Annotated in this window: 27 protein-coding genes; 9 read left to right on the top strand and 18 right to left on the bottom strand. The window is 52.9% G+C overall.

Features of this window, described 5'->3' with window-relative positions:
- The 6 genes from KP814_RS28320 to KP814_RS28295 form a co-directional block, all read left to right on the top strand.
- Positions 1-99 (top strand): IS3 family transposase (locus KP814_RS28320; RefSeq protein WP_216739722.1); only part of this gene is annotated, 99 nt, incomplete at its 5' end.
- 455 nt (positions 100-554) lie between these two features.
- Positions 555-908, top strand: coding sequence for a hypothetical protein (locus KP814_RS28315; RefSeq protein ID WP_216739915.1), 354 nt, complete (start codon positions 555-557; stop codon positions 906-908).
- A 312-nt stretch (positions 909-1,220) separates the two neighbouring features.
- A complete protein-coding gene (locus tag KP814_RS28310) occupies positions 1,221-1,571 on the top strand; it encodes a hypothetical protein (protein ID WP_216739914.1) in 351 nt (116 codons plus the stop codon).
- A gap of 109 nt (positions 1,572-1,680) precedes the next feature.
- A complete protein-coding gene (locus KP814_RS28305) occupies positions 1,681-2,028 on the top strand; it encodes a hypothetical protein (RefSeq protein ID WP_216739913.1) in 348 nt (115 codons plus the stop codon).
- A 7-nt stretch (positions 2,029-2,035) separates the two neighbouring features.
- Positions 2,036-2,467 carry a hypothetical protein gene (locus KP814_RS28300; RefSeq protein WP_216739912.1) on the top strand — a complete coding sequence of 144 codons (432 nt, stop codon included), beginning with the start codon at positions 2,036-2,038 and terminating at the stop codon, positions 2,465-2,467.
- 245 nt (positions 2,468-2,712) lie between these two features.
- Positions 2,713-3,108 carry a hypothetical protein gene (locus KP814_RS28295; RefSeq protein ID WP_216739911.1) on the top strand — a complete coding sequence of 132 codons (396 nt, stop codon included), beginning with the start codon at positions 2,713-2,715 and terminating at the stop codon, positions 3,106-3,108.
- Between the two features lie 250 nt (positions 3,109-3,358).
- Here the strand turns inward: KP814_RS28295 and sctU are convergent, their stop codons facing one another.
- From sctU to KP814_RS28245, 10 genes are all read right to left on the bottom strand, one after another.
- On the bottom strand, positions 3,359-4,396 hold the full coding sequence (gene sctU, locus KP814_RS28290; protein WP_216739910.1) for a type III secretion system export apparatus subunit SctU: 1,038 nt from the start codon (positions 4,394-4,396) through the stop codon (positions 3,359-3,361).
- 65 nt (positions 4,397-4,461) lie between these two features.
- Entirely contained in the window at positions 4,462-5,247 is a 786-nt protein-coding gene (gene sctT / locus KP814_RS28285) for a type III secretion system export apparatus subunit SctT (protein ID WP_216739909.1), read from the bottom strand.
- Positions 5,248-5,283: 36 nt separating this feature from the next.
- Positions 5,284-5,571: a type III secretion system export apparatus subunit SctS gene (sctS, locus tag KP814_RS28280; protein WP_371824099.1), complete on the bottom strand. Its 288-nt coding sequence runs from the start codon at positions 5,569-5,571 to the stop codon at positions 5,284-5,286.
- A gap of 86 nt (positions 5,572-5,657) precedes the next feature.
- On the bottom strand, positions 5,658-6,305 hold the full coding sequence (gene sctR / locus KP814_RS28275; protein ID WP_216739908.1) for a type III secretion system export apparatus subunit SctR: 648 nt from the start codon (positions 6,303-6,305) through the stop codon (positions 5,658-5,660).
- Positions 6,292-7,485 (bottom strand): FliM/FliN family flagellar motor switch protein, encoded by a 1,194-nt coding sequence (locus tag KP814_RS28270; RefSeq protein ID WP_216739907.1) that lies wholly within the window; start codon positions 7,483-7,485, stop codon positions 6,292-6,294. The genes sctR and KP814_RS28270 overlap by 14 nt, the downstream gene beginning before the upstream one ends.
- Positions 7,482-8,099: a type III secretion HpaP family protein gene (locus tag KP814_RS28265; RefSeq protein WP_216739906.1), complete on the bottom strand. Its 618-nt coding sequence runs from the start codon at positions 8,097-8,099 to the stop codon at positions 7,482-7,484. The genes KP814_RS28270 and KP814_RS28265 overlap by 4 nt, the downstream gene beginning before the upstream one ends.
- Positions 8,096-8,608, bottom strand: a complete 513-nt coding sequence (locus KP814_RS28260; protein WP_216739905.1) for a type III secretion protein — start codon at positions 8,606-8,608, stop codon at positions 8,096-8,098. Before KP814_RS28260 ends, KP814_RS28265 begins: the two co-directional genes overlap by 4 nt.
- A 13-nt stretch (positions 8,609-8,621) precedes the next feature.
- Positions 8,622-9,968: a type III secretion system ATPase SctN gene (gene sctN / locus KP814_RS28255; protein WP_216739904.1), complete on the bottom strand. Its 1,347-nt coding sequence runs from the start codon at positions 9,966-9,968 to the stop codon at positions 8,622-8,624.
- Between the two features lie 323 nt (positions 9,969-10,291).
- Complete coding sequence (locus KP814_RS28250; protein ID WP_216739903.1) at positions 10,292-11,062, bottom strand: hypothetical protein; 771 nt, start codon at positions 11,060-11,062, stop codon at positions 10,292-10,294.
- A complete protein-coding gene (locus KP814_RS28245) occupies positions 11,049-12,683 on the bottom strand; it encodes an RNA-directed DNA polymerase (protein WP_216739902.1) in 1,635 nt (544 codons plus the stop codon). The genes KP814_RS28250 and KP814_RS28245 overlap by 14 nt, the downstream gene beginning before the upstream one ends.
- Positions 12,684-13,187: 504 nt before the next feature.
- Here KP814_RS28245 and KP814_RS28240 point away from each other — a divergent pair.
- Positions 13,188-13,589 (top strand): cupin domain-containing protein, encoded by a 402-nt coding sequence (locus KP814_RS28240; RefSeq protein ID WP_127970494.1) that lies wholly within the window; start codon positions 13,188-13,190, stop codon positions 13,587-13,589.
- 112 nt (positions 13,590-13,701) lie between these two features.
- Here the strand turns inward: KP814_RS28240 and sctV are convergent, their stop codons facing one another.
- The 5 genes from sctV to sctW are packed head-to-tail and all read right to left on the bottom strand — an operon-like array spanning position 13,702 to position 18,142.
- Positions 13,702-15,792 (bottom strand): type III secretion system export apparatus subunit SctV, encoded by a 2,091-nt coding sequence (sctV, locus tag KP814_RS28235; protein ID WP_216739901.1) that lies wholly within the window; start codon positions 15,790-15,792, stop codon positions 13,702-13,704.
- Complete coding sequence (locus KP814_RS28230) at positions 15,789-16,172, bottom strand: hypothetical protein (RefSeq protein ID WP_253938694.1); 384 nt, start codon at positions 16,170-16,172, stop codon at positions 15,789-15,791. Before KP814_RS28230 ends, sctV begins: the two co-directional genes overlap by 4 nt.
- The gene (locus tag KP814_RS28225; protein ID WP_216739900.1) at positions 16,169-16,570 is read right to left on the bottom strand and encodes a hypothetical protein; all 402 of its coding nucleotides are present in this window, start codon (positions 16,568-16,570) and stop codon (positions 16,169-16,171) included. The genes KP814_RS28230 and KP814_RS28225 overlap by 4 nt, the downstream gene beginning before the upstream one ends.
- A gap of 11 nt (positions 16,571-16,581) precedes the next feature.
- The gene (locus tag KP814_RS28220) at positions 16,582-16,959 is read right to left on the bottom strand and encodes a YopN chaperone SycN-like protein (RefSeq protein WP_216739899.1); all 378 of its coding nucleotides are present in this window, start codon (positions 16,957-16,959) and stop codon (positions 16,582-16,584) included.
- Positions 16,960-17,008: 49 nt separating this feature from the next.
- On the bottom strand, positions 17,009-18,142 hold the full coding sequence (gene sctW / locus KP814_RS28215) for a type III secretion system gatekeeper subunit SctW (RefSeq protein ID WP_216739898.1): 1,134 nt from the start codon (positions 18,140-18,142) through the stop codon (positions 17,009-17,011).
- Between the two features lie 376 nt (positions 18,143-18,518).
- Between sctW and KP814_RS28210 the strand changes: the two genes are divergently transcribed.
- Positions 18,519-19,094 (top strand): hypothetical protein, encoded by a 576-nt coding sequence (locus tag KP814_RS28210; RefSeq protein WP_216739897.1) that lies wholly within the window; start codon positions 18,519-18,521, stop codon positions 19,092-19,094.
- Positions 19,095-19,394: 300 nt separating this feature from the next.
- Positions 19,395-20,597 (top strand): TCR/Tet family MFS transporter, encoded by a 1,203-nt coding sequence (locus KP814_RS28205; RefSeq protein ID WP_216739896.1) that lies wholly within the window; start codon positions 19,395-19,397, stop codon positions 20,595-20,597.
- Between the two features lie 119 nt (positions 20,598-20,716).
- Here the strand turns inward: KP814_RS28205 and KP814_RS28200 are convergent, their stop codons facing one another.
- The 3 genes from KP814_RS28200 to KP814_RS28190 form a co-directional block, all read right to left on the bottom strand.
- Positions 20,717-21,832 (bottom strand): hypothetical protein, encoded by a 1,116-nt coding sequence (locus tag KP814_RS28200; RefSeq protein ID WP_216739895.1) that lies wholly within the window; start codon positions 21,830-21,832, stop codon positions 20,717-20,719.
- A 71-nt stretch (positions 21,833-21,903) separates the two neighbouring features.
- Positions 21,904-23,031, bottom strand: a complete 1,128-nt coding sequence (sctE, locus tag KP814_RS28195) for a type III secretion system translocon subunit SctE (protein WP_216739894.1) — start codon at positions 23,029-23,031, stop codon at positions 21,904-21,906.
- Complete coding sequence (locus tag KP814_RS28190; protein ID WP_279508311.1) at positions 23,028-23,573, bottom strand: SycD/LcrH family type III secretion system chaperone; 546 nt, start codon at positions 23,571-23,573, stop codon at positions 23,028-23,030. Before KP814_RS28190 ends, sctE begins: the two co-directional genes overlap by 4 nt.
- Positions 23,574-23,591: the final 18 nt, after the last annotated feature.

Here is a 23,591-nt window from a genome sequence, read left to right as displayed (position 1 = left end):
GTGTTTGAGTATATCGAAGTGGATTACAATCGAACCCGTCTTCACAGCGCAAATGGATATCTCAGCCCAGAGAGTTATGAAGTATCGAAAGTCGCTTAATGACGTGTCTAATCTTTGTGGGCAGGATCAATGTAATAGAGGAAGTGCTTGGCGTAAGCTCAATAAGACTCAAGGAAGACCATGACTTTCTAGCTCAGATCCTGCTTGAACATACTTCGGGCGCTCAGGCTTGTATAATTTCATCGGCTAGGGACGGATTTCGCTCCTCATATTTGGAGTATGGAAATGGCTTCCCGTTGGAGGTGCTTGGTGAGCTAGTTAGTGTGAATAGGGTTTAACTCAAGCATATTAAGGTGGTCGAGGAGTGCAATCCTGAGTTTTGTAGTATATTTAATCTTACTGGACGAGAAATTACTTCGAGATTGTTCGTTTAATTATTCGCAATGCCCAAGGGAAAGGTGCGCCTGAAAAAACTAGTTTGATAAGCAACTTCATGAAAGCGATAAAATAGAATAAAAAAGATGAAAAGTTAAGAAATGTCCCGAGGAATAACTTTGACTGTAAAATACTCCTGGATAGAGAATGACTACAACGACTATGATAGAAACAATGTTCCTGAATCTACAACGGAGGAGCTGTCAGACGGCCTTATTTATCAGCTTATTCTTGGATTAGGGGATGGACTTTTTTTAGAGCTGAAGATTGAGTGTGATTGCAATAACGATTTAAATGTAATAGAAAAACTCTTTAAGAATGTCGGAAATGCAGTGCTCGTCAGTCCGGAGAAGGAAGTAACTGAAAATATATGGTTATATGAGAACGGCTTTTCGGTCTATAAGCAAGGCTCTGAAGGATACTTGATGGTAAGGATGTCTGACAAAAAGCTAAATCCAACGGCCGGAGTGTAGGTTTACAACATTTATCGAGACAAGCTGAGGAACTTTGTCTTCCAGGATGTTCACAAAAAATTGATTAGAAAGGTTTTACGAACGCTTTACGTGAAATGCTGCTGCTTTGAAATTATTATGCGCATGAACTAATGGAAGATGAATATAAGCAAAATCTAGCTTCATTAAAAGAATGAAGCACGCGTTGTAAAGAATTAGAGAATAATGAGCCAAGGGTAAGTGAAATGGTGCATTTTTTAGAGAATGCACTGTATACATATCTACGATATAGATGTTGCCTGATTTTAATGCTTGCTATTCTGGGTTTTGAAAGTGAGAAAAATAGCTAAATATATACCAGTAAAAAAGTTGGCAAATGGAGAGTTGAAAAGCTTAGAGTTAGAGCACGATGGCTGCTCTATAACTATAGCGTCAAGTTTTATAGGTGGCTGCTCATTTTCAGGCAGTAATCTATTTGACAGCTTTAAAAAATTGAATACCTATCTTCAAGCCAATGGGTGGCTTCCTCTATGCAATGGCGCACGGGGCGATGTGATGCTTTCTGGAGGACTTGCCGATGTTTCAGGTGGCGCTATGCTATATGTTGATAATAAGGAAGAGGGATATCCATTAGTTTATATATTCGACACAGCTCAAGAGAGCGACATAAAAGTCTTGGCGTGAATTATATGGGTGCAGATTTCGCTCTTCATATTTGGAGTGTGGAAATGGCTTTCCACAGGAGTTGATTGGTAAGCTAATATAACTATTTTCTATCTTTAAGGGCTCTTGTATGGAGAAAAAGGACGTTGCTGTGACCTATAGCGAAACGAAAAAGGTTGGCGCATATCAGGCTCCCGATCAAGAGGGCTGGCTTGTCCAACATCGGGCCAAACAGGCCCAGGAAAGGAAGGAGATGCTTGAAGAAGCAAAGGCGAAAGCCAGAGATATTGGAAAGGAGCCGTTTTGTTTAGAGGAGTTGGAAAAATATTGGACATATCGATATAGAAATAGAATCACCAGGGATGAGTATTTAGTTGATATGCATGAATATGAAGAAAAATATTACCTTGCAGGTGAGCGTTTTATGACTATGGAGGGATACGGAAAGTTTCTTATGGAAATGGAGCTGTATCGGTAGCAATGCCATGAACCGCGAAGACTTATTTCGTCAAGCATTTGAAAGAAAAGAGCTGGTTTGTTCTCACATACATAGCGCAAAAGAAATGGGCTCTTTGGATGGAAAAGAGGCCATCCCCCTGTGTGTGCAAATCTATGAAGATGGTTTTAACTTGTTTTGGTATTGTGAAAAGTGTGTCGAAATGTATGGCTTATCCAGGCAGGGAACATACGTCTACGATGCCGAAGACGAGTTCTTTGAAAGGCTAGAGGATTTAGACGACTTCAAAGCAGGAGAAAATTTGGATTTAAATCCATTCTCCGACTATCTGGAGGAACAAAAAGGCTTTATGTTAAGTAAGGATGACTTCTCCAAGCTCAGCGTGACATTTGATGTAGAAAAGCCGATAGCCGAGGCTAACATAATGCGAGTCCCTTTTGGCGCGAAGTTGAAGAGGTAATAGATATCTGGTCATTAAACCAAAACAGTTGATGCTGGCTTTCGGATTAACGCCTCTTACCTGTAATCACCTAACTTTCTAACCCAGCCACTCTCTTCAGCGCTCCCACCACCGGCTCTATCAGCAAAGAAGCCAGCTCAGGCTGCTCTTGTTGGGTCGGAAAATATCGATCACGAAAATTCTTTGGCAGGTTATTCTAAAAACTTTAAAAACACTAAGATAATAAAGGATAAGTAGGTAATTTCATGACACATAAAACTCTAGGAAGGATTGGCGTAAAAAAGTTGGTCTCTCTTGCAGAGAAAGAAGACTCAACTGAGGCTTGTGATGTTTGTGAAAAAGAAAAATTGAAATCTTGGTCTGATACAGTCAGAGATCTTAGCTCTAGCTTGGATGAAGTGGCTGAGTTTGAAAATGCCGAGGAGGATATTAAGAAAAATGGCTATAACGAATATCATCCTAATGGTACAAATTACTGGAGTGTGGATGCACCAATAGCTATCCATTTTTACCCATATAATGACTGTAGTGTAAATGTATGTAAAAAATGCAGTGCGGTCTTTTTAAGGTATATAGAATACGCTGGGCATGGTCGGCAGCATAGAATTAGATACGTAGATAAAAATTTAATTGTTGGCTAATTGGTTACGGGCATCATTTCAAAATTACGAAAACCCAAACCTTATACCGCTCTTTCCCTTCCGTGCTCTACGCTTTCGGATATTCGTACAGAAAAACGGGACATCTATAAATCTCAAAGAGTTCAAAAAAAGCACTCGATCCCGCCTGTCACACGGCTTGCCAAAAAGCCTCAACCTGTCAGCTGTTCTGGTCATTAAACCAAAACAGCGGATGCTGGCTTTCGGTATAAACCGCCTTGCCTGCAACCTCCTAACTCTCCAACCCAGCCACCCACTTCAACACTTCCGCCACCGGTTCTATCAACTCTGAAGGGATGTAATTCTCCAGCTCAGCCTGAGCGTATAGGGCGCGGGCGAGGGGGATGTTTTCCATGATGGGAATGCCTTCTTTGGCGGCGATTTTCTTTACTCTTTGGGCGGTGGTGTTTTTTGCTTTGATAATGACGGTTGGCAGGCTGCGTTTGTCGCCGTCGTAGTAGATGCCGATGGCGATGTGGGTGGGGTTGGTGACGATGACGGAGGCTTTTTTGATTTGGCTGATCATGCCGCCTTCCAGAATTTCCCGGTGAATCTGTTTGCGTTGGCCGATGACTTCCGGGTTGCCTTCGGCGTCTTTGTATTCCCGTTTCACTTCATCCTTGGTCATGCGCAGTTGCTTTTGGTGTTCATGCTTCTGATAAAKAAAATCCAGCACCGCTACGATCACAAACGCGAACATGGACACCATCGCCAGCTGCAGCATCAGGTGGCCGATAAAGGGCATGACGCAGTCTGAGCCGCAGTGGGGGAGTTTGCTGATGTCGTTGAGATTGGCGGTGATCACCCAGTAGATCAGGATGGACAGGAACAGGATTTTTACGATGGACTTGAGCAACTCCACCAGGCTTCGTATCGAAAACAGCTTCTTAACGCCTTCCACCGGGTCGATTTTCTTCAGATCGAACTTGATCGATTCCATGGCGAACAACGGGCCGACATGCCCGACATTAGCGACCACCGCAGCGACGATCACCAGCAGGATAAAAGGGAGCAGGATGTCCAGACTCTTCTCGAACACGCCATTCAGCACCGCCTGCAATGCCTCCCCGAAAGGCTGACCGTAGAAGCGTGGGGGCAAATCGATCAGGCTTTGCAGCGCTTCCACCAAACCATAACCGGAAGCGAACAGGAGTCCGTACATGGCGATCATCATGGCGGTGGACACCAGCTCCTTGCTGTGCGCCACCTGACCATTTTTACGGGCGTCGCGGAGCTTTTTCGGGGTGGGCTTTTCGGTCTTTTCACTCATCGCTTTGGCTTTCTTACATTTTTCTGTATGGGTGGTCGTGAAGGCTTACACTAACTGACGGTTGTTCAAGACAAGAGGTTAAACAGCGGTTGCAGCAGACCGTCGATATCCGCCAGCAGTTCGCTGAAATAGCGGATTACAAAGCCTGCGTAGACGCACAGCAGCGCCAGTCCCACCGCGCTTTTCAGCGGCATCGCCAGGATGAACACGTTCAGTTGCGGCGCGAAGCGGCTGATCAGCGCCAGGCCAAACTCGGTCAAGAACATCACGATCACCACCGGCGCGCCCAGCAGCACGGTAAGTCGCATCAAGGTGTCCAGTTGCGCCAGGAAGAAGCCAGGGCCGTCCAGTGCGAGAGAAGGGAAAAATGCAAACACAGGCCAGACCGTGTAGCTCTTGTACAGCACATAGAGCATCAGCAGAAAAGAACCGCTGATAAAGAACAGGGTGACCAGGGACTGCGTCAACAGAATGCCCAGCGGTGACGTTTGCGATCCAGACAGCGGATTCAACGCGCTCGCCATTGTCGCGCCGCGCTGGTTATCAATAAAAAATCCCACTGACTCAATCGCCCAAAACGGCATCACCAGTACAAATCCTATCGCCAGGCCAATACCGACTTCTTTGACGATGATCAGCAGCAGATGCAGTCCGTCCAAAGCTTGGGCGTCCATACCATGCTCGACAAGCGGATAGGTGATGAGGGAAAAACTGGCGACCACGCCGTTGCGGATCATTGCGTTGCCCAGTGACTGCTTGGACAAAAACGGCAGCATCATAAACATCGCCAGCATGCGCGCGGACGACATAAAGAACACAAACAACGTGTGGGAGATCAGTTCAATATTCATCAGTCGATCTTCGCTCGCATCGGCTCTTGGTTTGCATCAACCGGCCACATCGGGAATGGCGTCGAACACCAGCACCGTGTACTGGTACATCTCGATGCCGAGCCAGCGCGCGGTCAGGTAAAGGGTGGCGACGATGGCCACCAGCTTCACCGCGAACCCCAGGGTTTGTTCCTGGATCTGCGTCACCGCCTGCAACAGGCTGACCAGAACGCCGGTAAAGGTCGCCACCAGGATCGGCGGCATGGAAAGTATCAGCACCAGCATCAGCGCTTCCGTGGTGTATTGAATAACGTCGGCTTCGGTCATAGCTTCACTCTTTGTCATCCGGTTTTATCGGTCTCTACTCAAGCGCTTGTCCGTACTTGCGCCTCTTCTGCGGCGGTTCTGTGTATGGGATGAATGGCTGCCGGCTATTGATAGGCGAGCACCAGCCCATGGATAAGACGCGTCCATCCGTCCATCAGCACGAATAACAACAGCTTGAAGGGCAGGGAGATGGTCATGGGGGAGACCATCATCATGCCCATGGCCAACAGGATGTTGGAGATGATCAGGTCAATCGCCAGGAAGGGCAGATAAATCAGAAACCCGATTTCAAAGGCGCTGGTGAGTTCGCTGGCGGTGAAGGCGGGAATCAGCACGAAAAAGCTGTCTTTCTCCAGTCCCTTCGCGACGTCTTCCGGCCAGATTTCCGCCGCCGTCTCATGAAAAAACGTCTGTTCATCCTCCGAGCCATGCCGTTGCAGAAACGCCTTGTAAGGTTGCGAGGCGGTGTCTATGAGCGCTTTCAACTCCTGCGTATTCTCCAGGGAGATCGGCTGGCTGCTGAGTTCGTTGTAGGCGCTGATGCCCACCGGCGCCATGATGTAGGCGGTCAGGATGATGGACAGCCCGTAGAGCGCCATGTTCGGCGGGATCTGCTGAATGCCTAAAGCGTTACGCAGTAACCCTAAGACTACGGAGATCTTCACGAAGGACGTAGCCATCACCGCAAAGAACGGGATCAGAGCGATGCCCGCCAACCCGAGGGTCAGGTAAAAAGGATCAGGCAACGTCATGCTCATTCTCCTGTTCTTTCTGTTGTTCGCTCTCCTGTATGGGCCCAGTCTCTGCAGAGACGGCAGGCGTGAGCGACAAGCGTGTGATGCGGGCGCCGATCTGATCGCCCACCTGCACCAGTTCGGCTTCCGCGATGGGCTGACCCTGAACCAGCAGCGTGACGGCGCCGGATAAAGGCTTGCCGAGGGCGAGCGTTTGCCCGGGCGCCAGAGACTGAATCTGGCTAAGGGTGGCGGTGTGTCGGGCGACCTCAAAGATCACCTCAACGGGAAGGTCATGCAGCGGCTGCAACGGTGCGTCGTTGTTGGGAGTCGTTGTGTGTGTCATAGGTTGATCCATGTTGATATGGGTGAGTGTGATGTCCTGACGCTGCAATGTCCCGTAGCCCAAACGCCTGCCGCAAACGCTGAGTGCGACGGAAAAAACGCCAACGGCGGGKGAATCGCCAATTGGATTGATCGAGGCTGGCGGCAGCAGAACCATGTCGTTCAACTGCAGCTGGCGGAGTTCGTCATAAGTGAGTTTGGGGCCGTCGATGCACGCGCTGAGCGTCAGAGGCAGATGAGTGATGGCTAGCATCGAAGACGAATGCGACCCGTGGCGTGGCGTCTTGTCTTGCGCCAAACCGAAAGCGCCTTGCACCAGGTCGAGAGTCTCATGAGAAAGGGCGACCGACGCCCAGCCTGTTTGGCGACCATAAACGCACCGGCAAAACAGGCTGACGGAACCCTGCTCCTGAACAGGAGGGGGAAGCATCGCCTCAACCTCAATGTGCAAGCCGCTGGCCGCAGATATCTGCTCAATTAATGGCGCCAGCGCAGCCTGCAACAACGCCAGTTGCAGCATTTCCGGGATTTTCTCAAACGGCAGCGACGCCAATGCTCCGTCATCGGGTTGGCCGGCACGTTCGTCAAACGCTGAAAGCAGGGCGTCCAGAAGGCGTTGGTCGAAGCGTAACAACGCTGAAGATTGCTCAAGTCGAAGTCGTACGCAGAAGTCGAGAGAACGAGTTTCTTTTGCTGCGGCGAACTGCACTTCAAGCGGCGTCGCCGCCAGTTCAAATCTGGTTCCTGCGCCAATAGGAAATAACGACTGCAGTCGCAGCGCTACCGGGTCTACCTGGGGGAGCGCCAACCGCTGCATGGCGACGGAAGCTGCATGTATACGCAAGGCGGTCATAGCGGCCTCCCGATATATCCGGCAGACTGGGAAGAGGCGTCGACCATCGAATCCGTATCGCGTCCATCCACAATGTCCGCTTTGACCTTGACGCCGTCTTGTCCGTAACGACGTTGCAATGATTGCAGCAGGCTCGCCCGACTCTGATGCAGTTGCTGATAACTGGCGGCCGCCGCGGTGGCGAACTGCACCGTCAAAACCCCATCCACTTTGGCGATGCTCAGCATGGTATCCGGCAGTTGCGGGCTTTTCAGGTCCATTCTGACTTCTTGCAGACCAGGCTTTTCGGAGCGCTTCACGTACATCTGATCAACCAGCTTCGCCACCAGATCCGCGAGTTCCTCCGTCGGCGAAGTCGGCATCGCTGCGTTTGTCGTGGCGGGTTGATAGCGGGGATCATGCAATGGCGAGAGATACCCGCCTTGCAGTGGGTGAAGGGTTTCGTCGCCCGGATCGGAACTTTCCTGTTCCCCTTGTTCAAACTGCCCCTGAAAACGCGCTAACGCTTCTTCATCCACTGTTGGTTTTCTGTGCTCATTGCCGCGGTATTCGGACACATCATGTTGCTCTTTTGCGGCGGTCCTGATTTCCCCTTGCGGGCGTTGCGCATTCATATCGACGCCTCCCTCCCCAAACCGAAACCCGCCGTGGCCCCGGCGGGAAATCGAAAGCTGTCCGCCGCCATTTCTTCCCCCTGCTGTTCCTCAAGGCGAATGCGGTCCTGCTGCAGCGCTCCCTGGAATTCCTCGGCTAGAATGGCGAACTTTTCCTGCGCTTTCTGCGCTGCTTTTAATTGATCCAGTGCGGCTTGCAGCTTTTGTTCGGCGGCGGCTTCTTCCGCTTGAATCTGTTTGAGCTGGCTCGCCAGGTCGTTACTTTGAACTTTGAAATACGCCACCCGACTGTTGTAGTCGTCCACCTCTTGCAGGCTGGCGGGTTTACCGGCCAATTCCGCAAACAGGCGGTCGCTTTCGCGGCGACGCCATTGCTGGAAATCGGTGAATGCGTGAGCGGACTGACTTCTGCGCTCGCGCAGGTCTGACAGTGCGATTTCGAGGCTTTTGACTTGTCTGGCCTGACGGTTTGTCCGGTGCTGTTTGATTTCGGCGATGCTGACGATCATGGCTGAGTCTCCGTTAGTGTTGGGCCAGGGATTGCAGTTGAGCCAACGTGTCCGCCATAGAGCAGGGGGCGCCATCATGCTGTCTCAGGAACTGGTTAATGGGTTCGATAGCCTTGATCGCGGCGTCGGCGAGCGGGTCCGTTCCCGGCTGGTATTCGCCGATCCTGACCAGCAGTTCGATTTCCTTGTAGCGGGCCAATAGCTGCCGCAGTCGTCGCGCCTGCTGCAGTTGTTCCGGCGTGGCGATGTCATTCATCAGGCGGCTGCTGCTGGCGAGAATATCCACCGCGGGAAAGTGGCCGGATTCCGCTAAGGCGCGTGACAGCACGATGTGACCGTCCAGGATGGAGCGCACTTCGTCAGCCACCGGCTCGGTCATGTCGTCGCCTTCCACCAGTACGGTGTAGAGCGCGCTGATCGCGCCTTTGGCCCCGGGGCCGGCGCGTTCCAGCAGTTTGGGCAGGGTGGCGAATACGGTGGGGGGAAAGCCTCTGCGCGCTGGTGGCTCTCCCGCCGCCAGGCCGATTTCCCGCAGCGCCCGGGCGAAGCGGGTGACGGAGTCCATGAGCAGCAACACCCGTTTGCCTTGATCGCGGAAATATTCGGCGATAGCAGTGGCCACGTAACCCGCCTTCACCCGCTCCATGGCGGGGCGGTCGGACGTTGCGGCCACCACCACGGCGCGCCGCATGCCTTCCGCGCCCAGATCCCGTTCGATAAATCCTCTGACTTCGCGGCCGCGTTCACCGATCAAGCCGATGACGACGATGTCGGCGTCTGTATGGCGGGTGATCATGGAGAGCAGGGTGCTTTTGCCGACCCCCGCCGCCGCGAACACGCCCATACGTTGCCCCTCGCCGCAGGTGAGCATGCCGTCAATCGCACGCACCCCGGTGGTTATGGGCGTTTCCACCAGCCTGCGGGTCAATGGGTTAGGGGAGGCGCTGATAATGGGGTAAGGGACGCCGCCCGTCAGAGGCTCGCCGTCATCAATGGGCGCGCCCAGGCCGTCCAGCACCCGCCCCAAAATACCCTCGCTGATCTGGATCTCATGGCTGCGGCCGGTGGGAATCACTTCGGTATGAGCGGACAGACCTTCCATCTCACTCAACGGCGTCAACAACGCCTCCTGCCTGGAAAACCCGATCACCTCCGCAAGAATGGAACGCTGCGACTCCGGGTCCACCAACTCACAAATCTCACCAATCCGCACCCCATTCACAGACGCCTTAACAATCGTCCCCACCGCCTGCGTCACCCGTCCCCGCACCTGCGCAAAATCCGCCTGCTCCACCAACGACCGCAACAACTTGGCCCTGGACGCGGAAAACGCGCTATCACTGAAGACTGTCTGATCCATAGCATCCACACCCTGAAAAAACACCGCGAAAGCGGATTGATATTTGGTTTAGGGGCAGATTAGAGGGGGAGAGGGAGGGGCTGTATCAGCCGGGGGATCTAATTTTTGGGATGTGGGAATTCAGTGAAAGAGTTAGGAGTGAGCTGAATGGCTCAAACTGTTGATCTAAGGTACCTCTGAAAATGTTGGCGAGGTCACCAGTGTAAGAAAAAAGTCGGCGAAAAAGCGCAGCTTATCGTGAATAAATGAGTATTTTGAGCCGACTTTTGACACCGCTAACGCAGATAGTTTTTCAAAGGTTCCCTGGTTGATGCATTTAGCTCTTACATTTTGAACTCGGCCAGCTCTTTCAAAGCATAATCTCCAACTACCGAGTTAAAAAGCTCAATAATCTCTATTTTAGATTTGCCAGCGGCGGTGACTTGAATAAGCTCATTAAATGAAACCTCAACAACTCGATTAAGTCGAGGGTTCATTAGAACACCCGTCAACCATTCTGTCGTGCCAAGCTCAATTGCGGATGCGTAACTTAGCAGCCAATAAATGAGAATTTGTCGATAATCTGCTGAGCTGAAGTTTTTACTAGTACACTTAACTTCAATAAGTGTGTCGCTGAAAGAAAAGTCGCCCTCTCCTGGTGCTAACCACTGAAAACCGAATACTCTTGGCGATCTTACTAGCTCAGTATCAGTTGCGCCAGCGTGTAAGCCATAAAGCATATTTGCAATGTTCTTTCCCACCCATTCCGCTACGAGCTTATCAGCATCTTTGAGTTTATCTGGTAATACTGCATCAAAATGACGACGCTGTCTTTTTATTGCAACCTCTAAACAATCATCCCAATCTGGTGTCGTCTTACCATCTAACATTTGTTCTCCACGCGCATAAGCTATCTCAAATAGCATTGCGTGCTGGATGCTACTTTTTTCAATATAACTATTTGGAATTTCTTTAACGTTGTCAATTGATCTTGTTCTTTTGTTAAAATATAAAACTGTTCCTGCAGTTAATTGAGGGAATAGAATGTCACAAATACCGGGAATGTCACGCGCTATGGTTCGAGGGTCTTTGAGGGGCAGTCTACTGTACGCCATTTTCAGCCCATGCTTCGTAAATAGATAAAAATGTAGGCTGATCCTTTCGCTCAATACCTAAGTGCCAAGATTTGGATAAGGATGGTCGAATTTGTTTTCGAAAATACAAACCATCATCCCCATAGTCCGCTGCAGCCAACCAAAGCATTCTTTGGGACTGAGACCCTAGCATGGGCCATTGATTTCGCAATCTAATGAAGCTCGGTCTGTCATGCCATTGTCGCCAACAATCAATGCATGCGCGTTTAATGGTTTCAGAACGGGAATTGTTGAACAATTCTAAAACGTACCTTGCTCGTTTATCTGATCGCTTAAATCTAATGGTTTTTAAAAAATGAAGGCAGTTTGCTTCTGGTAACAGCAGATGAGATGAGTGCTCAGGGATTCTATCAAGCATCTCATCTAGTCTATCAAAAATTATTTCATTGTCATTTTCCGCCCGAACAGCAGAAATGCCACGCATAATAGTTGACCAAGAAGCTCTAAAAGCATTTAAATTTCTGGAGTCCAGCATTGTGGCGCAAAGCTGCTCGGCAATGAGCGGCGATTGGAACTTTAGTGTTCTACTGATTTGGGCTAAAAGAAACGTATCAGGTGCAGCTTTATGTAGCTCTAAATTTAGAATCGCTTGAATATCAAGCTCTTGAACCGTTTTTTTGAGTTCGCTATAGTCAGCTATTTTAGAGTCCGAATATGGATCAAAATGAAGATCTATCTCCCTTAAAACCTTATCCTCATCATTTGTAGTACCTAGCTGCATTTGTACGAGGTCAATGTAATGTTTACCACTTAAGATAGTTGTTTTTGTTCTATTCAGAGACAGCCCATAGTCTGCTAGAGCATGTGAAAGTGTGGATAATGCGCGATAAGCGTCTTCTTGGGATTTTGTAATTAGTGTAAAGTCATCCACGTATCTGTGCCATATTACGCCAGAATCAGTTAGCATTTGGTCGATAGATGACATGAGGAGTTCTGCAAGTATCCTCGAACATTGACCTCCTACTGGTAAACCAAATGATCTTCCTGATGCGAATTGGCTTAAGAGCCTGTCAATTTGTGTTGATATTGTTGGGCTTTCTGGAAATAAATCAGCAATACAGTTTTCTAATCGATGGTGGTAAATATGTTCATAGAAGTTAGAGATGTCTGTCTGTATTACTACCGCCTCTGACCGATGTAGCGCCTGGTCAGCGAGTGTCGACTCTTTATATACTCTCCACGACTTAGCCTTGTCAAATATACCTTCACCTTCTGATACATACCGATAAGAATGTGCTCGATCACTTCTGTTAGGTTCATTTCTCTCTGCAATGGCAACCCCGAGGGCATTGAAATACATATTCCAAAAAGGATGAATTTTTGTAGTGATACGAAAGCCAGAAGATCCTGTGGGAACAAGCAGTCTTTCGGAAAAAACTTGCAACGATTCGATCTCATTCTTAGCATGCTTGGCGGTGTTTTTTTCGAGTTCAGAGAAATACCTGAATCCAAGTGATGCTAACTTATCACATTTATCCTTGATAAAGCGGATGTCCATGTCAAAAGGCAAAGTATCATTATCGCCGTTAGTGCCAATGTCTATGGCAGCTCTTTTGAAATGATCAATAGTTACCGCAGTCATTTTTAAGCCTTTACTATCCCTTTAATATACTTATAACCATAACTGGAGTTTAAGCCTTCAAATAATATCTGATTAATGCTCGTTTTTAGGGGCGATATTTCCTTGCTTGATATTGCATGAAAGATAGCACATCAGATGTATCGATGTCTGCCTTAGATCGCAGTCGCGTTTATCACTAAGATACTGAATAAAAGATAGCATACCCTTCAGTGCTAGCCTTGGGCGTTTGAATGGATAGAAGCGCCATGAGCGAGTATGTATGAGCTTGTCAGTAGAATTTGATCTATGCGGGCGAGCCGCCCGCGCTCCCGGTTCGGTCTCCTGGTAGGTCGGAAAAGCGCAGCGCCTTCCGACGCTGCTTTCGTTATTCTGGTGTACCTTTATTGGATTGATGGCGCATGGGACCTTTTGTCGGAAGGCGCTGCGCTTTTCCCGACCTGCTTTTGTTAGTGACACATGAGCCATCTATTAAAGATCAACACAACAATACAAGTGAGAGCAAATATGAATCTGGACAAAGATATTGTGACGGTGAGACCGGAGGGGACGATTGATACGATTCAGAAGTTGCCTAATTATTTGGGAATTTCCGGGAAAACGGCGGGTTCTACCGGAATTTCGATGAATATTGTGGTGATTCCGCCTTCGGCGCGGGCGGAGCCGCATTTTCATGATGGGTTTGAGACGGCGATTTATTTGTTGAAGGGCAATGTTAAGACCCTGTATGGCGAGAATTTGTCGAAGTCGGTGGTGAACAAGGAAGGGGATTTTATTTTTATTCCTGACGGGGTGCCGCATCAGCCGATCAATTTGAGTGATACGGAGGAGGCCATTGCCTTGGTGTCCCGTAATGATCCCAATGAGCAGGAGAGTGTTCAGGTATACCGGCCGGATCAGTCGGCTTGATGGGTAATGATTGATATGGCGACTGGGGATATGGAACAGGGCCTGAGATAAGCAGACCCTGTTGTCGTCAGGCCAGGTCAGACCAGCAGAAAGAAATTGCTTGTCTGTTGGGTTAATAGCTAAGCGCGATTCTACCCAGCGGCTGAATGGTGATTTCCGGCGTCAGGTCCTGGTAGGAAAGGATGGGCAGTTGGCGCATGTCTCTTTCCAGTAGTTTGCGCAGGTAGCGGCGCACGTCCATGGAGGTGATCACCACGACTTTTTGCGCGCCGGGATTTAAGTCGCCCACAGTGCGTTTGGCGATGTCCACGATCTTGCGGGTGGTGTCCGGCTCCAGGGCGAGGTAGGCGCCGGAGGAGGTCTGGCGTACGCCGCCGCGAATGGCGTCTTCCAGAGACTGATCCAGCATATACGCCGGCAGGATATTCTGCCCGTTGCTGTACTTGTAGCTGATATAGCGACGCAGGCTGTTGCGCACGTACTCCGTCAGCAGCACGGTTTCCTTCTCTTTTTGACCCCATTCCGCCAAGGCCTCCAGAATGCTGCGCAGGTTGCGGATGGAGATGTCCTCGGACACCAGACGCTGCAGTATCTCGGTGATTTTCTGAATCGGCAGCAGACGCTGCACTTCCTTCACCAGCTCGCCATAGCGTCCTTCCATTTTCTCCAGCAGGAAGCGGGTTTCCTGAATGCCGATGAACTCCTGCGCGTACTTTTTCAGGATGATCGACAGGTGATAACTCAACACCCGGGGCGGGGTCAGATAGGCGACTTCCATCTTGTCCAGCGAGGTCTGATGACGTTGCTCCACCCAATAGGCGGGCGCGTCGGGCAGCAGTTCCACTTCGCTGTTATGCTCGATGGCCAGCAGATCCAGTTGCTCCTTTTGATCGCGCACCAATAACTGCCTGGGCTTGATAAAGCCTTCCGCAATCGGCGTTTCCTGCAGATGAATCTTATAGCGGCCGTCGCTCAAACCATGATTGATGCGCAGATGAATGCCCGGAAACGGCACGCCCAGATCGAGATACAGAGAGCGGCGGATTTTGAGAATTTCCTCATTCAACGCATTCGGGTCTAGGGCGTCTTCTGCGTCGGCGGCGATGTCCACCAGCAGCGGGACGGTAAAGGTAAACTCTTCCGCTTCGTTGAGCTGCGCCTTGCTGGGAGGCTGGCCGGCGGCCGCCATGGCGGACAGGGGAGGATGTTTGTCCGCGCCGGCGTTTTTGGACTGTCGGAGGGTGAACACGCCAATGCCCGTCAAGGTTAACGCCAGCACGATAAAGGTGAGGGTGGGAAAGCCTGGAATCAGCGCGAAGGCGAATAGCAGGCCGCCGCCGATCAGGATCGCCTGGGGTTTGCTGACGATCTGGTTGGCGATGTCCGCGCCCAGGTTTTCCGACTCGTCCGTGGTGACCCGGGTGACGATGACGCCAGCGGTGATGGCGATAAACAACGCAGGAATCTGCGCCACCAGGCCGTCGCCGATGGTGAGAATGGCGTATAGCTCTAGGGCTTCGCCGGAGGTCATGCCGTTTTGCAGCGTGCCAATGGCGATGCCGCCGAGGATGTTCACCGCAATGATGATCAAACCGGCGATGGCGTCGCCTTTGACGAACTTCATGGCGCCGTCCATGGAGCCGTACAACTGGCTTTCTTTCTGCACCTGAGAGCGGCGATGACGGGCTTCGTCCACATCGATCACCCCTGCGCGCATATCGCCGTCGATGCTCATTTGTTTGCCGGGCATGGCGTCCAAAGAGAAGCGGGCGCTGACTTCCGCCACCCGCTCGGAGCCCTTGGTGATCACCAGAAACTGCACCACGGTGATGATCAGGAAAATAACCAGCCCCACCACCAGATTGCCGCCCACCACAAAGCCGCCGAAGGCTTCGATGATGGAGCCTGCGTCCGCCTGCAGCAGAATCAGTCGCGTGGTGGTGATGGACAGCGACAGACGAAACAGGGTGGTGATCAGCAGCACCGAGGGAAAGGCGACGAACTCCAGCGGCGAACGCAGATACACCCCCACCATCAGCAACACCACCGCCAGCCCCATATTGACGCCGATGAGGATGTCCACCAGAGCGGTGGGCAAGGGCAGAATCATCATGAAAATAATCGCCACCAACATGGCCGCGAACAGAATGTCTTTGCGCCCGGCGATCACTTGCAGGGTCTGGTTCAGGCGTGCGAGGGTCATGACGGAGTCCTTGTGGCTAAAAATTGCAGATAGTGAGTCAGCGCGGGCTCTCTTTGTCCCAGCTTGAGATGGCAATGGCTGCGCAGCAGCGACAGACGCGCTTCCGACGCGCCCTGTAATCGTTTCTCGCAGGCCTTACAGTATTTCAGCGCCAGTTCGTAGCGGCCGAGTTGGTAACACAGATAAGCCATCTGCCGCAGGGGCGCGGGATCTTCCGGCGCCAGTCTGATCAGCAGACGCAGCAGCGGTTGCGCCTTGGCGTACTGGCGGCATTGCAGAAACACGGTGGTCACTTCCTGCAGCCAGGCCGCCTGTTGCGGCTGCAGTCTGCTCGTGGCGCCGGCGAGTGGAAGTGAGGCGACGGATTGAGTTGGTCTCATGGCTTTTCCAGGGCGCTCAGATTGCTGCGCAGCAATTGCCGGTCTTCATACAGCGCGTTGAGAATGGCGACGGCGCTTTGCAGGGTTTGCCGGAATTCGGGATCGCTGCTGGCTTCCACCTCTTGCTCCAGCGCCGCCAGTGCGGACTGGGTGGACGCGGCCACGTCGTCAAAATCCTGAGGGTCGACGCCAGTGGCGCCGGACGGCCCAATCAAAGTGCGCAGCATCTCCTGACTGGTCGCATGACGCAGAAATAGCTTTTCCGTGTGCTGGACGACGGATTCCCCTCGCGGCACAAAAGGCCGGGAAGGGGCGTTGGCGGTTGTGCTGGCGTCCTGTCCGTCGTTGTCGTGGACGCGAATGCTTTGCACGCCTTCGGTGAAAGTCACCAGATCCATGGATCACCTGCCTATTGATTCAGTTGTTGATGAAGATAATCGAGCACGCCCAGCGCCTCGTTGAGACCGGCGATGGACAACTGCTGACGGGACAGCGCGACGATGAAGGCCAGTTGACTGGCGCCTTTCATCCCGGTGTGCGCCCGTAACGGCAAGGGTTGGTCGTAATGCACCGCGCGTAACGCTTTGGGGATCAAATCCGCACAGTCGTAGTCGCTGATTTCCTGCAGCCGCACCAGTAGCAAACCCTGTTCGTGTGGCTCGATCATCAGCGTTCCCGAGCGCTCAAACGCCAGCGTCAGCGGCTCGCCGCGCCAGATAAAATCGGCAAATCCCAATTGTTGCAGGAACTCGGTAATCGTTAGGTGAACGGCGGCGTCCTGCATCATGAGCGCGACTCCTTGACGAATGGGAAAATGGCTTTCACTTTGGGCCTCGTTAAGGTTGTTCGGCTTCTTGCTCAATGCTGAGATCCAGACGCTCCTGGATGACGGTCAGCAGCTTGTCCCGCTCAAACGGGTCGCGGTACGCTTTCAGCGGAATGGCTCGCGTCAGCTCCTTGAAACCGCGCCAGAAGTAGATGGTCATGGCGGGCGGAATGTTTAACGCCTTCAGTACGCCGCCCAGTTGCTCGACGCCGACCCATTTCTTTTCCAGCAGGGCGAGCAGTTGCTCCATCAGCGCGTATTTCTTGAGCGGGGTCTGAGAGCGGTAGATTCTCTCCAGTTGCGCGAGAAAATCCCGACACTCCGCATCCAGTCCTTCCAGCGCCTGCAGCGCGTAGAGATCTTCGATAATCATGCGCAGGCGTTCTTTGGGCAGCGAAGGGCCTTCCGACCCCAGGTCAGCGCCCAATGCGGAAATCAGGTAGGCGACGGATTCGGAAAAACGCTCCTCGCCGTACTGGGCCAGGATCTTACGGAAGGTGTCGGTGAGACTGCCGTAGTCCAGCACGGCGTCACGGTAGAGTTGGCGCAGTTCATTCAGCGCGCCGAGCTGGCGGTCGCTGAACTGGGTGGCCACTTCCGCCACATTGACGCCTGCGAGAATGGCGGCGCTGTTTTCCTCCAGCATGTCATCCAGAGCGGCTTCCACTGACGCCAACAGAGTATCCACGCTGGCGTCGCCCGCTTTGCGTTTGCGTCGCAATTGATCGCGGGCGAACACCAGCGCCAGATACTGTTGGGTAATGTCCGCAAACTGCTGTGCGGTGCGCTGACGCATCTCCGCTTTAGCGGGATCGCTCAGAGTTAACAGCTGATGCAGAAAGGGCTTGAGCTGCTTTTCCTTATCCAGCTCCCTGGCTTTCTCCACGTACGCCAACGCCTTTTCCAGCGCCTGGGTTTTATACAGCGGCCGTTCGCCAATCTTGCGTTTGCTAAGGTCCTCGCTCTTTTTCTCCGAGCGCAGAAAAGACATCTCCTCCGCCGCAGAAGCGAACAGCGACTTGTCATTGCTCGCCAGACACACCCCCTCGCCACGCCAGTTCCCCGCCGCGACCGAGGCGCTCAATGCGTCGGCGCGATAGCTTCTGTCCGTCTGAAATGAAACGCCGCCTGTGAGGTTGGACATAGACAAAACCTGTGTGATACCTAAAAACGACAGGGAGCGGGATCGCCGCCAAGCCTGTTTAAGTTGTTGCTAGTGTTGCGTTCAGAGCCGGGAAGAGAAATAGATCGGTGGATATAAACGGAGGTCTTCCCATAGATATGAAGAAATATTGAGAAGAATGAATAGACATGAAGAGCTGAAGAGGCTGGCAATGTAACGATTTATAATTTTCATCCTATGCCGTACTAAAGTATGAACGCCTTCTTTAAATATTAATACAAACTATCCATGAAATTTGAATTGCAGGAGAGATTGAGTGTCGTGATTCGTGGTTGCTCATGGTGTTGATTGTTGAGCGGCTTAGCTCAACCTTATATAGCAAAAAGGATTAAGTTATATGAATATCATCTATCAGGAAAAAGAAGTGGAACTGGCTCCCTCAAAAGTGACTGCAACGGAGTTTTTATTTACAAAATCTTACGATGTAAAAGTCCCGGCCTTAGCCATAGCGGTGGAAGGTTTTTATAACGGCTCTATCAGTCAAACCAGGCTTGCTGCAGTCGATCTGGCGCAGAAATCGCCTCTTTTCAAGGTGGTAGGAAGAACAGTGGTGGATGAGCCTATCGTCGAGCAATACAAGGTCAAGCATATATTTCATGGCGTCGCCCCTGACATTCAGGAAATCCGCATACAGTCGCAGTATGGAATAAAGTCCTACTGTGTTAACCATATTGGCGATGCAAGAGCATTGGATCTAACGCCCCCTTCGATACGCGCGCTTAATGACAAACAGGCCGTTGGATATGCTCCCGATAAGTCCAGTATAGACATTGCTTTTAATAAGGCGGTCATGGAGCTATACAATAAATTCCCGGGCCATATATCTACCAAAGTGGTTGATTCTGGAATTGTCGCCTCCGCAGATTTCGGGATTGCATTCACCTATGTGGTTCTTGAGAAAGAGTGGGGATAATAGAGGGTTTCTCTATTATATTTTTAGTGCGCAGTTTGAAATATATGCTAATACGGAGAGGCCCTGACACACCGGGTCCGGGCTTTTTTGCCAATATTGCCAAGATAAACCGGCTCCTGTAGTCTTTGGCCGTCGCGAAAAACGACTGCTTGATTGCAAAACAGGCAGTCGCACATAAGCCGTCCATCTTCCTTAAGCATGGTCCGCCAGCGTTTCCAATAAGTCGCCTGATATCCTCGGGTTTAATCCTAAGCAAGCCGTCGACCACGGTGTTGCGACTTGCACTAAACGGAACGCGCCATGCACAGATCACTCTTGGTTATTTACCTCGCTATTACTCTTGACGCCGTGGGCGTCGGCCTCGTTTTTCCTATTTTGCCCGCGCTGTTGCAGGACGTGGCAGGCGCTGATTCTGTCGCGCCTCTCATGGGCGTGATGGCGGCGCTTTACGCTGCGATGCAGTTTGTCTTCGCCCCAGTGTTGGGGGCGCTCAGCGACCGCCTGGGCCGACGTCCGGTATTACTGATTTCCATCGCCGGGGCTGTCGTCAACTATCTGATACTGGCGTATGCGTCCAGCTTCTGGCTACTGTTGCTGGGCCGCGCCATGGCCGGTCTCACCAGCGCCAATACCTCCGTGGCGTACGCCTATATCACCGATATTTCCGCTGAAGCGCAGCGAGCGCGTCGCTTTGGTCTGCTCAACGCCATGTTCGGCGCTGGCTTTATTTTTGGACCCGTCCTTGGCGGCGTATTGGGCGACATCGGCGTGCGGCTGCCTTTCCTGGCTGCGGCGGGCCTTAACGCCGTCAATCTGGTTCTCGCGTTCTGCATGCTGTCGGAAACGCGTGCGCCCGGTGGAGAGACTACCCGCAGAGACCCCATTCGCGTGTCTGATTTAGATCCGGTTCGCCCTTTGGTTTGGGCGTTCTCCACTCGGGAGTTGCCGCTTCTTGTCCTGATCTTTTTTCTGCTCAGCGCGACGGGTGAGGCCTACGGCGTTTGCTGGGCCATGTGGGGCGCGGATGCGTTCCATTGGAGCGGTTTGGGAATCGGCCTTTCCCTGGGGACCTTTGGCGTCTGCCAGACGTTGGCGCAGGCTTTTTTACCGGGGCCGGCAAGTCGGCAGCTCGGCGAACGCGGTGCGGTGTGCGTTGGGATCGCCTGCGCCAGCACGGCGCTTATCGCCATGGCTTTCATCCAGCAGGGCTGGCTGGTGTTCGTCATCATGCCCCTGTTTGCGTTGGGCGGCATCGGCACGCCCGCGCTACAGGGCTTGGCGACGCGACAGGTTGACGCAGATCACCAAGGGCGGCTGCAAGGCGTTCTGGCCTCATCGGTGAGCCTGGCGTCCGTGATCGCTCCATTGGTTTTCTCCAGCTTTTACTTTGTGATGCGGGATGCCTGGCCCGGCGCTATCTGGCTGTTGGTGATGATCATCTACGCGATGGCTTTCCCGGTGGTGATTCTGGCCACGCGAGGTTCTCAGAGGGCGCGAGCCTGAATCAAGCTCATCAAAGATAAGTATTGCAATGGCTGCTCGAGAAGAAAAAAAGCCGGCGCAACAGGCCGCCGGCTAAGTCATGGCTAATCAACGTGGATCAACAAAAGGCGAGCGCTTTATCAGGCCATGATTTTGCTGTTGACCTGGGCGCGGGAGGTTATGAATTGATCCAGGAAGTCCTGAATGGCTTTGGCGCCTTCGCTGGCGGAGCGTACGAACTCCACTTCGCTCTCCACATCCGCCTGGGCTTTAGTGGCTTGCGCGTCCTGTTGCTCTTTCTCCGCCCGGTCCAGTTCTGCGGAGTAGCTCAATGGCGCGGCGATCAGGCCGCCAAAGCCGGTGAAGAACTGGCCGACGACCATGCCCATGCTGCTGTAGTTTTGCGCGTCGGACATCAACTCCTGGTGTTTCACCTCTGCAGATTTTGTCGGCGTATCCGGCCCGTCGGCGTGCTCTTTGGGCTTGTCCTCCGCCTTTTGGGGTTTGTTGGCGTTACCGGCGTCCGGGGCTTTCTCCGCATCCGCATGAGTTGTGGGTTTGTTGGGCGTCTCCGCGTTCACGGCAGGCTTGCTCTGACCGCTTTGAGTAGAGCCGCTGGCTGGCGTTTTGGTCACCGGGGCGGCGTTGGCGGTAGGACCTGTATTGCCCGGAGTGGGCGGTTTAACCGCAGGCGTCGGCATCTCCAGTTCCAGCGTTTTTGATGGCGCCGGAGCGTCCAGCTTGGGCTTGGCGATGTCCAGTTTCATGGCCTTGTTGGTCTGACTGATCGCTCTGGCTCCGCCGTACATGCCAAGAGCGCCGCCCACCATGGCCATGGAGCTGTTCACCACCGACGCGGCGAGGTCTTTCTTGGCGGCGCTTTTGATCTCTTCCGCTTTCGCTTCCAGGGCGGTCCACTGGGACAGATAGGCGTCCTGTCTGGACTCGGCGGCCTGACGGCGCATTTCGATAAAAATCTTGTGAATCGCCTCCATGATTTTGAAGGTGTCAGCGCCGTGATTGGTCCCGTTCAACTTGAAGCTGAGGGCGCCGGCGTCAAACTCTGATTCGAAGGTGGACGGTTCGTCCAGCAGTCTTGTCGCAGGTGGGAAGGGCGTCTCCGCGCCTGGCTGTCTTGACGCCGTGAGGGCGGGCGTTTGCGCTGATCGGGTAGCTGATGTGGTCGCGCTTTGCGACGAATACAGGGACGCCAGAGCCAGTTCTTTAGGCTCCAGACCGGTATTGGTGATGTTCATGGTATTTCCTCAATCGTTATAGGTAAGGACAGTTTGTGCTCTGACAGGCTGTCGAGCCTGGGGGACAGGCCTCAGGCCATATCCCTGATCAACGCCTGATTGGTCTGCTGTTCCTGATTGATGTAATTGACCATCTGACTCAGGGTGCTTTCGCTGTTTGAAGTCAAACTCTTGATATGCTCAATCGCCTGCTCGATGCCGGCCTGATTCTGCATGATCACCTTGCGCACCAGGGCCTCCTCGGCTTTGGCGTCATTCGCTTCTTTCGTGTGCACGGCCGCATCGACGCCCGCCGCGCCGCCGCCCACTTGCGCGCCACTGGACACGAACAGGGACATGTTGCGGGCCTGATGTATCAGCGGCCATTCCCTGAGGGACTGCGCCAGCTTACTGAGGCTGTTCATCGCCGCCTGACTGGAGGACGAAGCGGTCGAACCCGCCTGGGTGGCCGCGCCAGCGGTCTTGCCTGTGGAAGCGGCGGTGGCGGCCGTTTTGCTGGAGTTGGAGGCGACCGAGGCGGCTTTGCCTGCGGAGGCGCCAGCGGAGGCGTACATGCCCGCTCCCGCCGTGCCGATGATTAATACGGCGGCCACAATCACCGAGGCGACGATGGCGTTGGCTGGTTCTCCCATGACGTTGGCCAGGCCTTTGGCGATGGCGTTGGTCAGTTCCGACACCGCACTTTTGCCGGTGGCCATGCCGACCATTTGATCCACCGCCAGCGCCATCATGACGCCGCCAGCGATAGCTCCGGCGCCGGTAGCGATCATCGCTGCGCCGGCGATCAGGGTGGCGGCCGCGGCGATCCAGCCGAATACTTTGGCGAACATGCCGGACTTCTTGGCCTTTTCCATCTCGTTGATGGATTTCTGCAGGGCTTCCATCACTTCCTTGTGGCGCGCCTCGTTTTCCTGGGCGAGAAACTTGGCGTCTTCTTTCCCGCTTTTGACGCCTTCCTCGTCCAGCTTCACCTGCAGACTTTGCATCGCCAGCAACAGATCGACGGTGTTGTTGGGGGGCGTCAGCGCCACCAGGGACGACGCGCCGCTGCTGTTATCGGCGTTAACCGCCGGCAATTGGGTGAAGGAATCAGCCGCGCGTGAGGTCCGCGTGGCGTTATGGGTGTCCTGACTGGCCAGAAACAGCTCCGCCAGATCGGCGTTCAGGACGTCTGTCGACAATGCGCCTATCGTGCTCATAGGGTCTCTCCTTGATGGTTTTGAGTGCTGGATGGATGAGTGGTTTGAGAGCTGGACTGAGAGGGCGTTTTACTGTCGATCGCGCCCAGCAGCTCCTGCGCCTTGTTATACGTCGCCTGATGCTGGGGGCGGCCCTTAGACCAGTGCAGCGCCGCGGTGAGGCCGTTGCGGGCCTGCCGCCGATTGTTGAGCGCCAGATAGCACTTGGCGGCCTGTAGCGGCGGCACCGGATTGTCGTGCTGGAGCAGGGCGGAGTAGGAGTAGGCTTCAATCGCCTCCGCATACTTGCCCAGCGACTCGCGGCAAGCGCCCAGTCCGGTCCAGAAGCGCACGTCCAGGTGACTATAGAGGCACAGAAACGCGAAGGTCTTTTCCGCCTGCTCAAACTTGCGTTGTTGGTAAAGGTTGTAGCTGATGGTGTAGATCGCCTCAATCTCCGCCTGGGTGATGCCGCGGGCGATCGCCAGAGCCCCGCCGCCTTGCAGAATCTGCTCCAGCAAGGCGGGGATGTCGGCGTCAGTGAGTGTGTCGGGTTGCGTCACAATGAGTCTCCTTGTGAT

The sequence above is a fragment of the Hahella sp. HN01 genome (assembly GCF_018986435.1).
GTDB lineage: Bacteria > Pseudomonadota > Gammaproteobacteria > Pseudomonadales > Oleiphilaceae > Hahella.
This window is presented reverse-complemented; position numbering and strand designations above follow the sequence as displayed.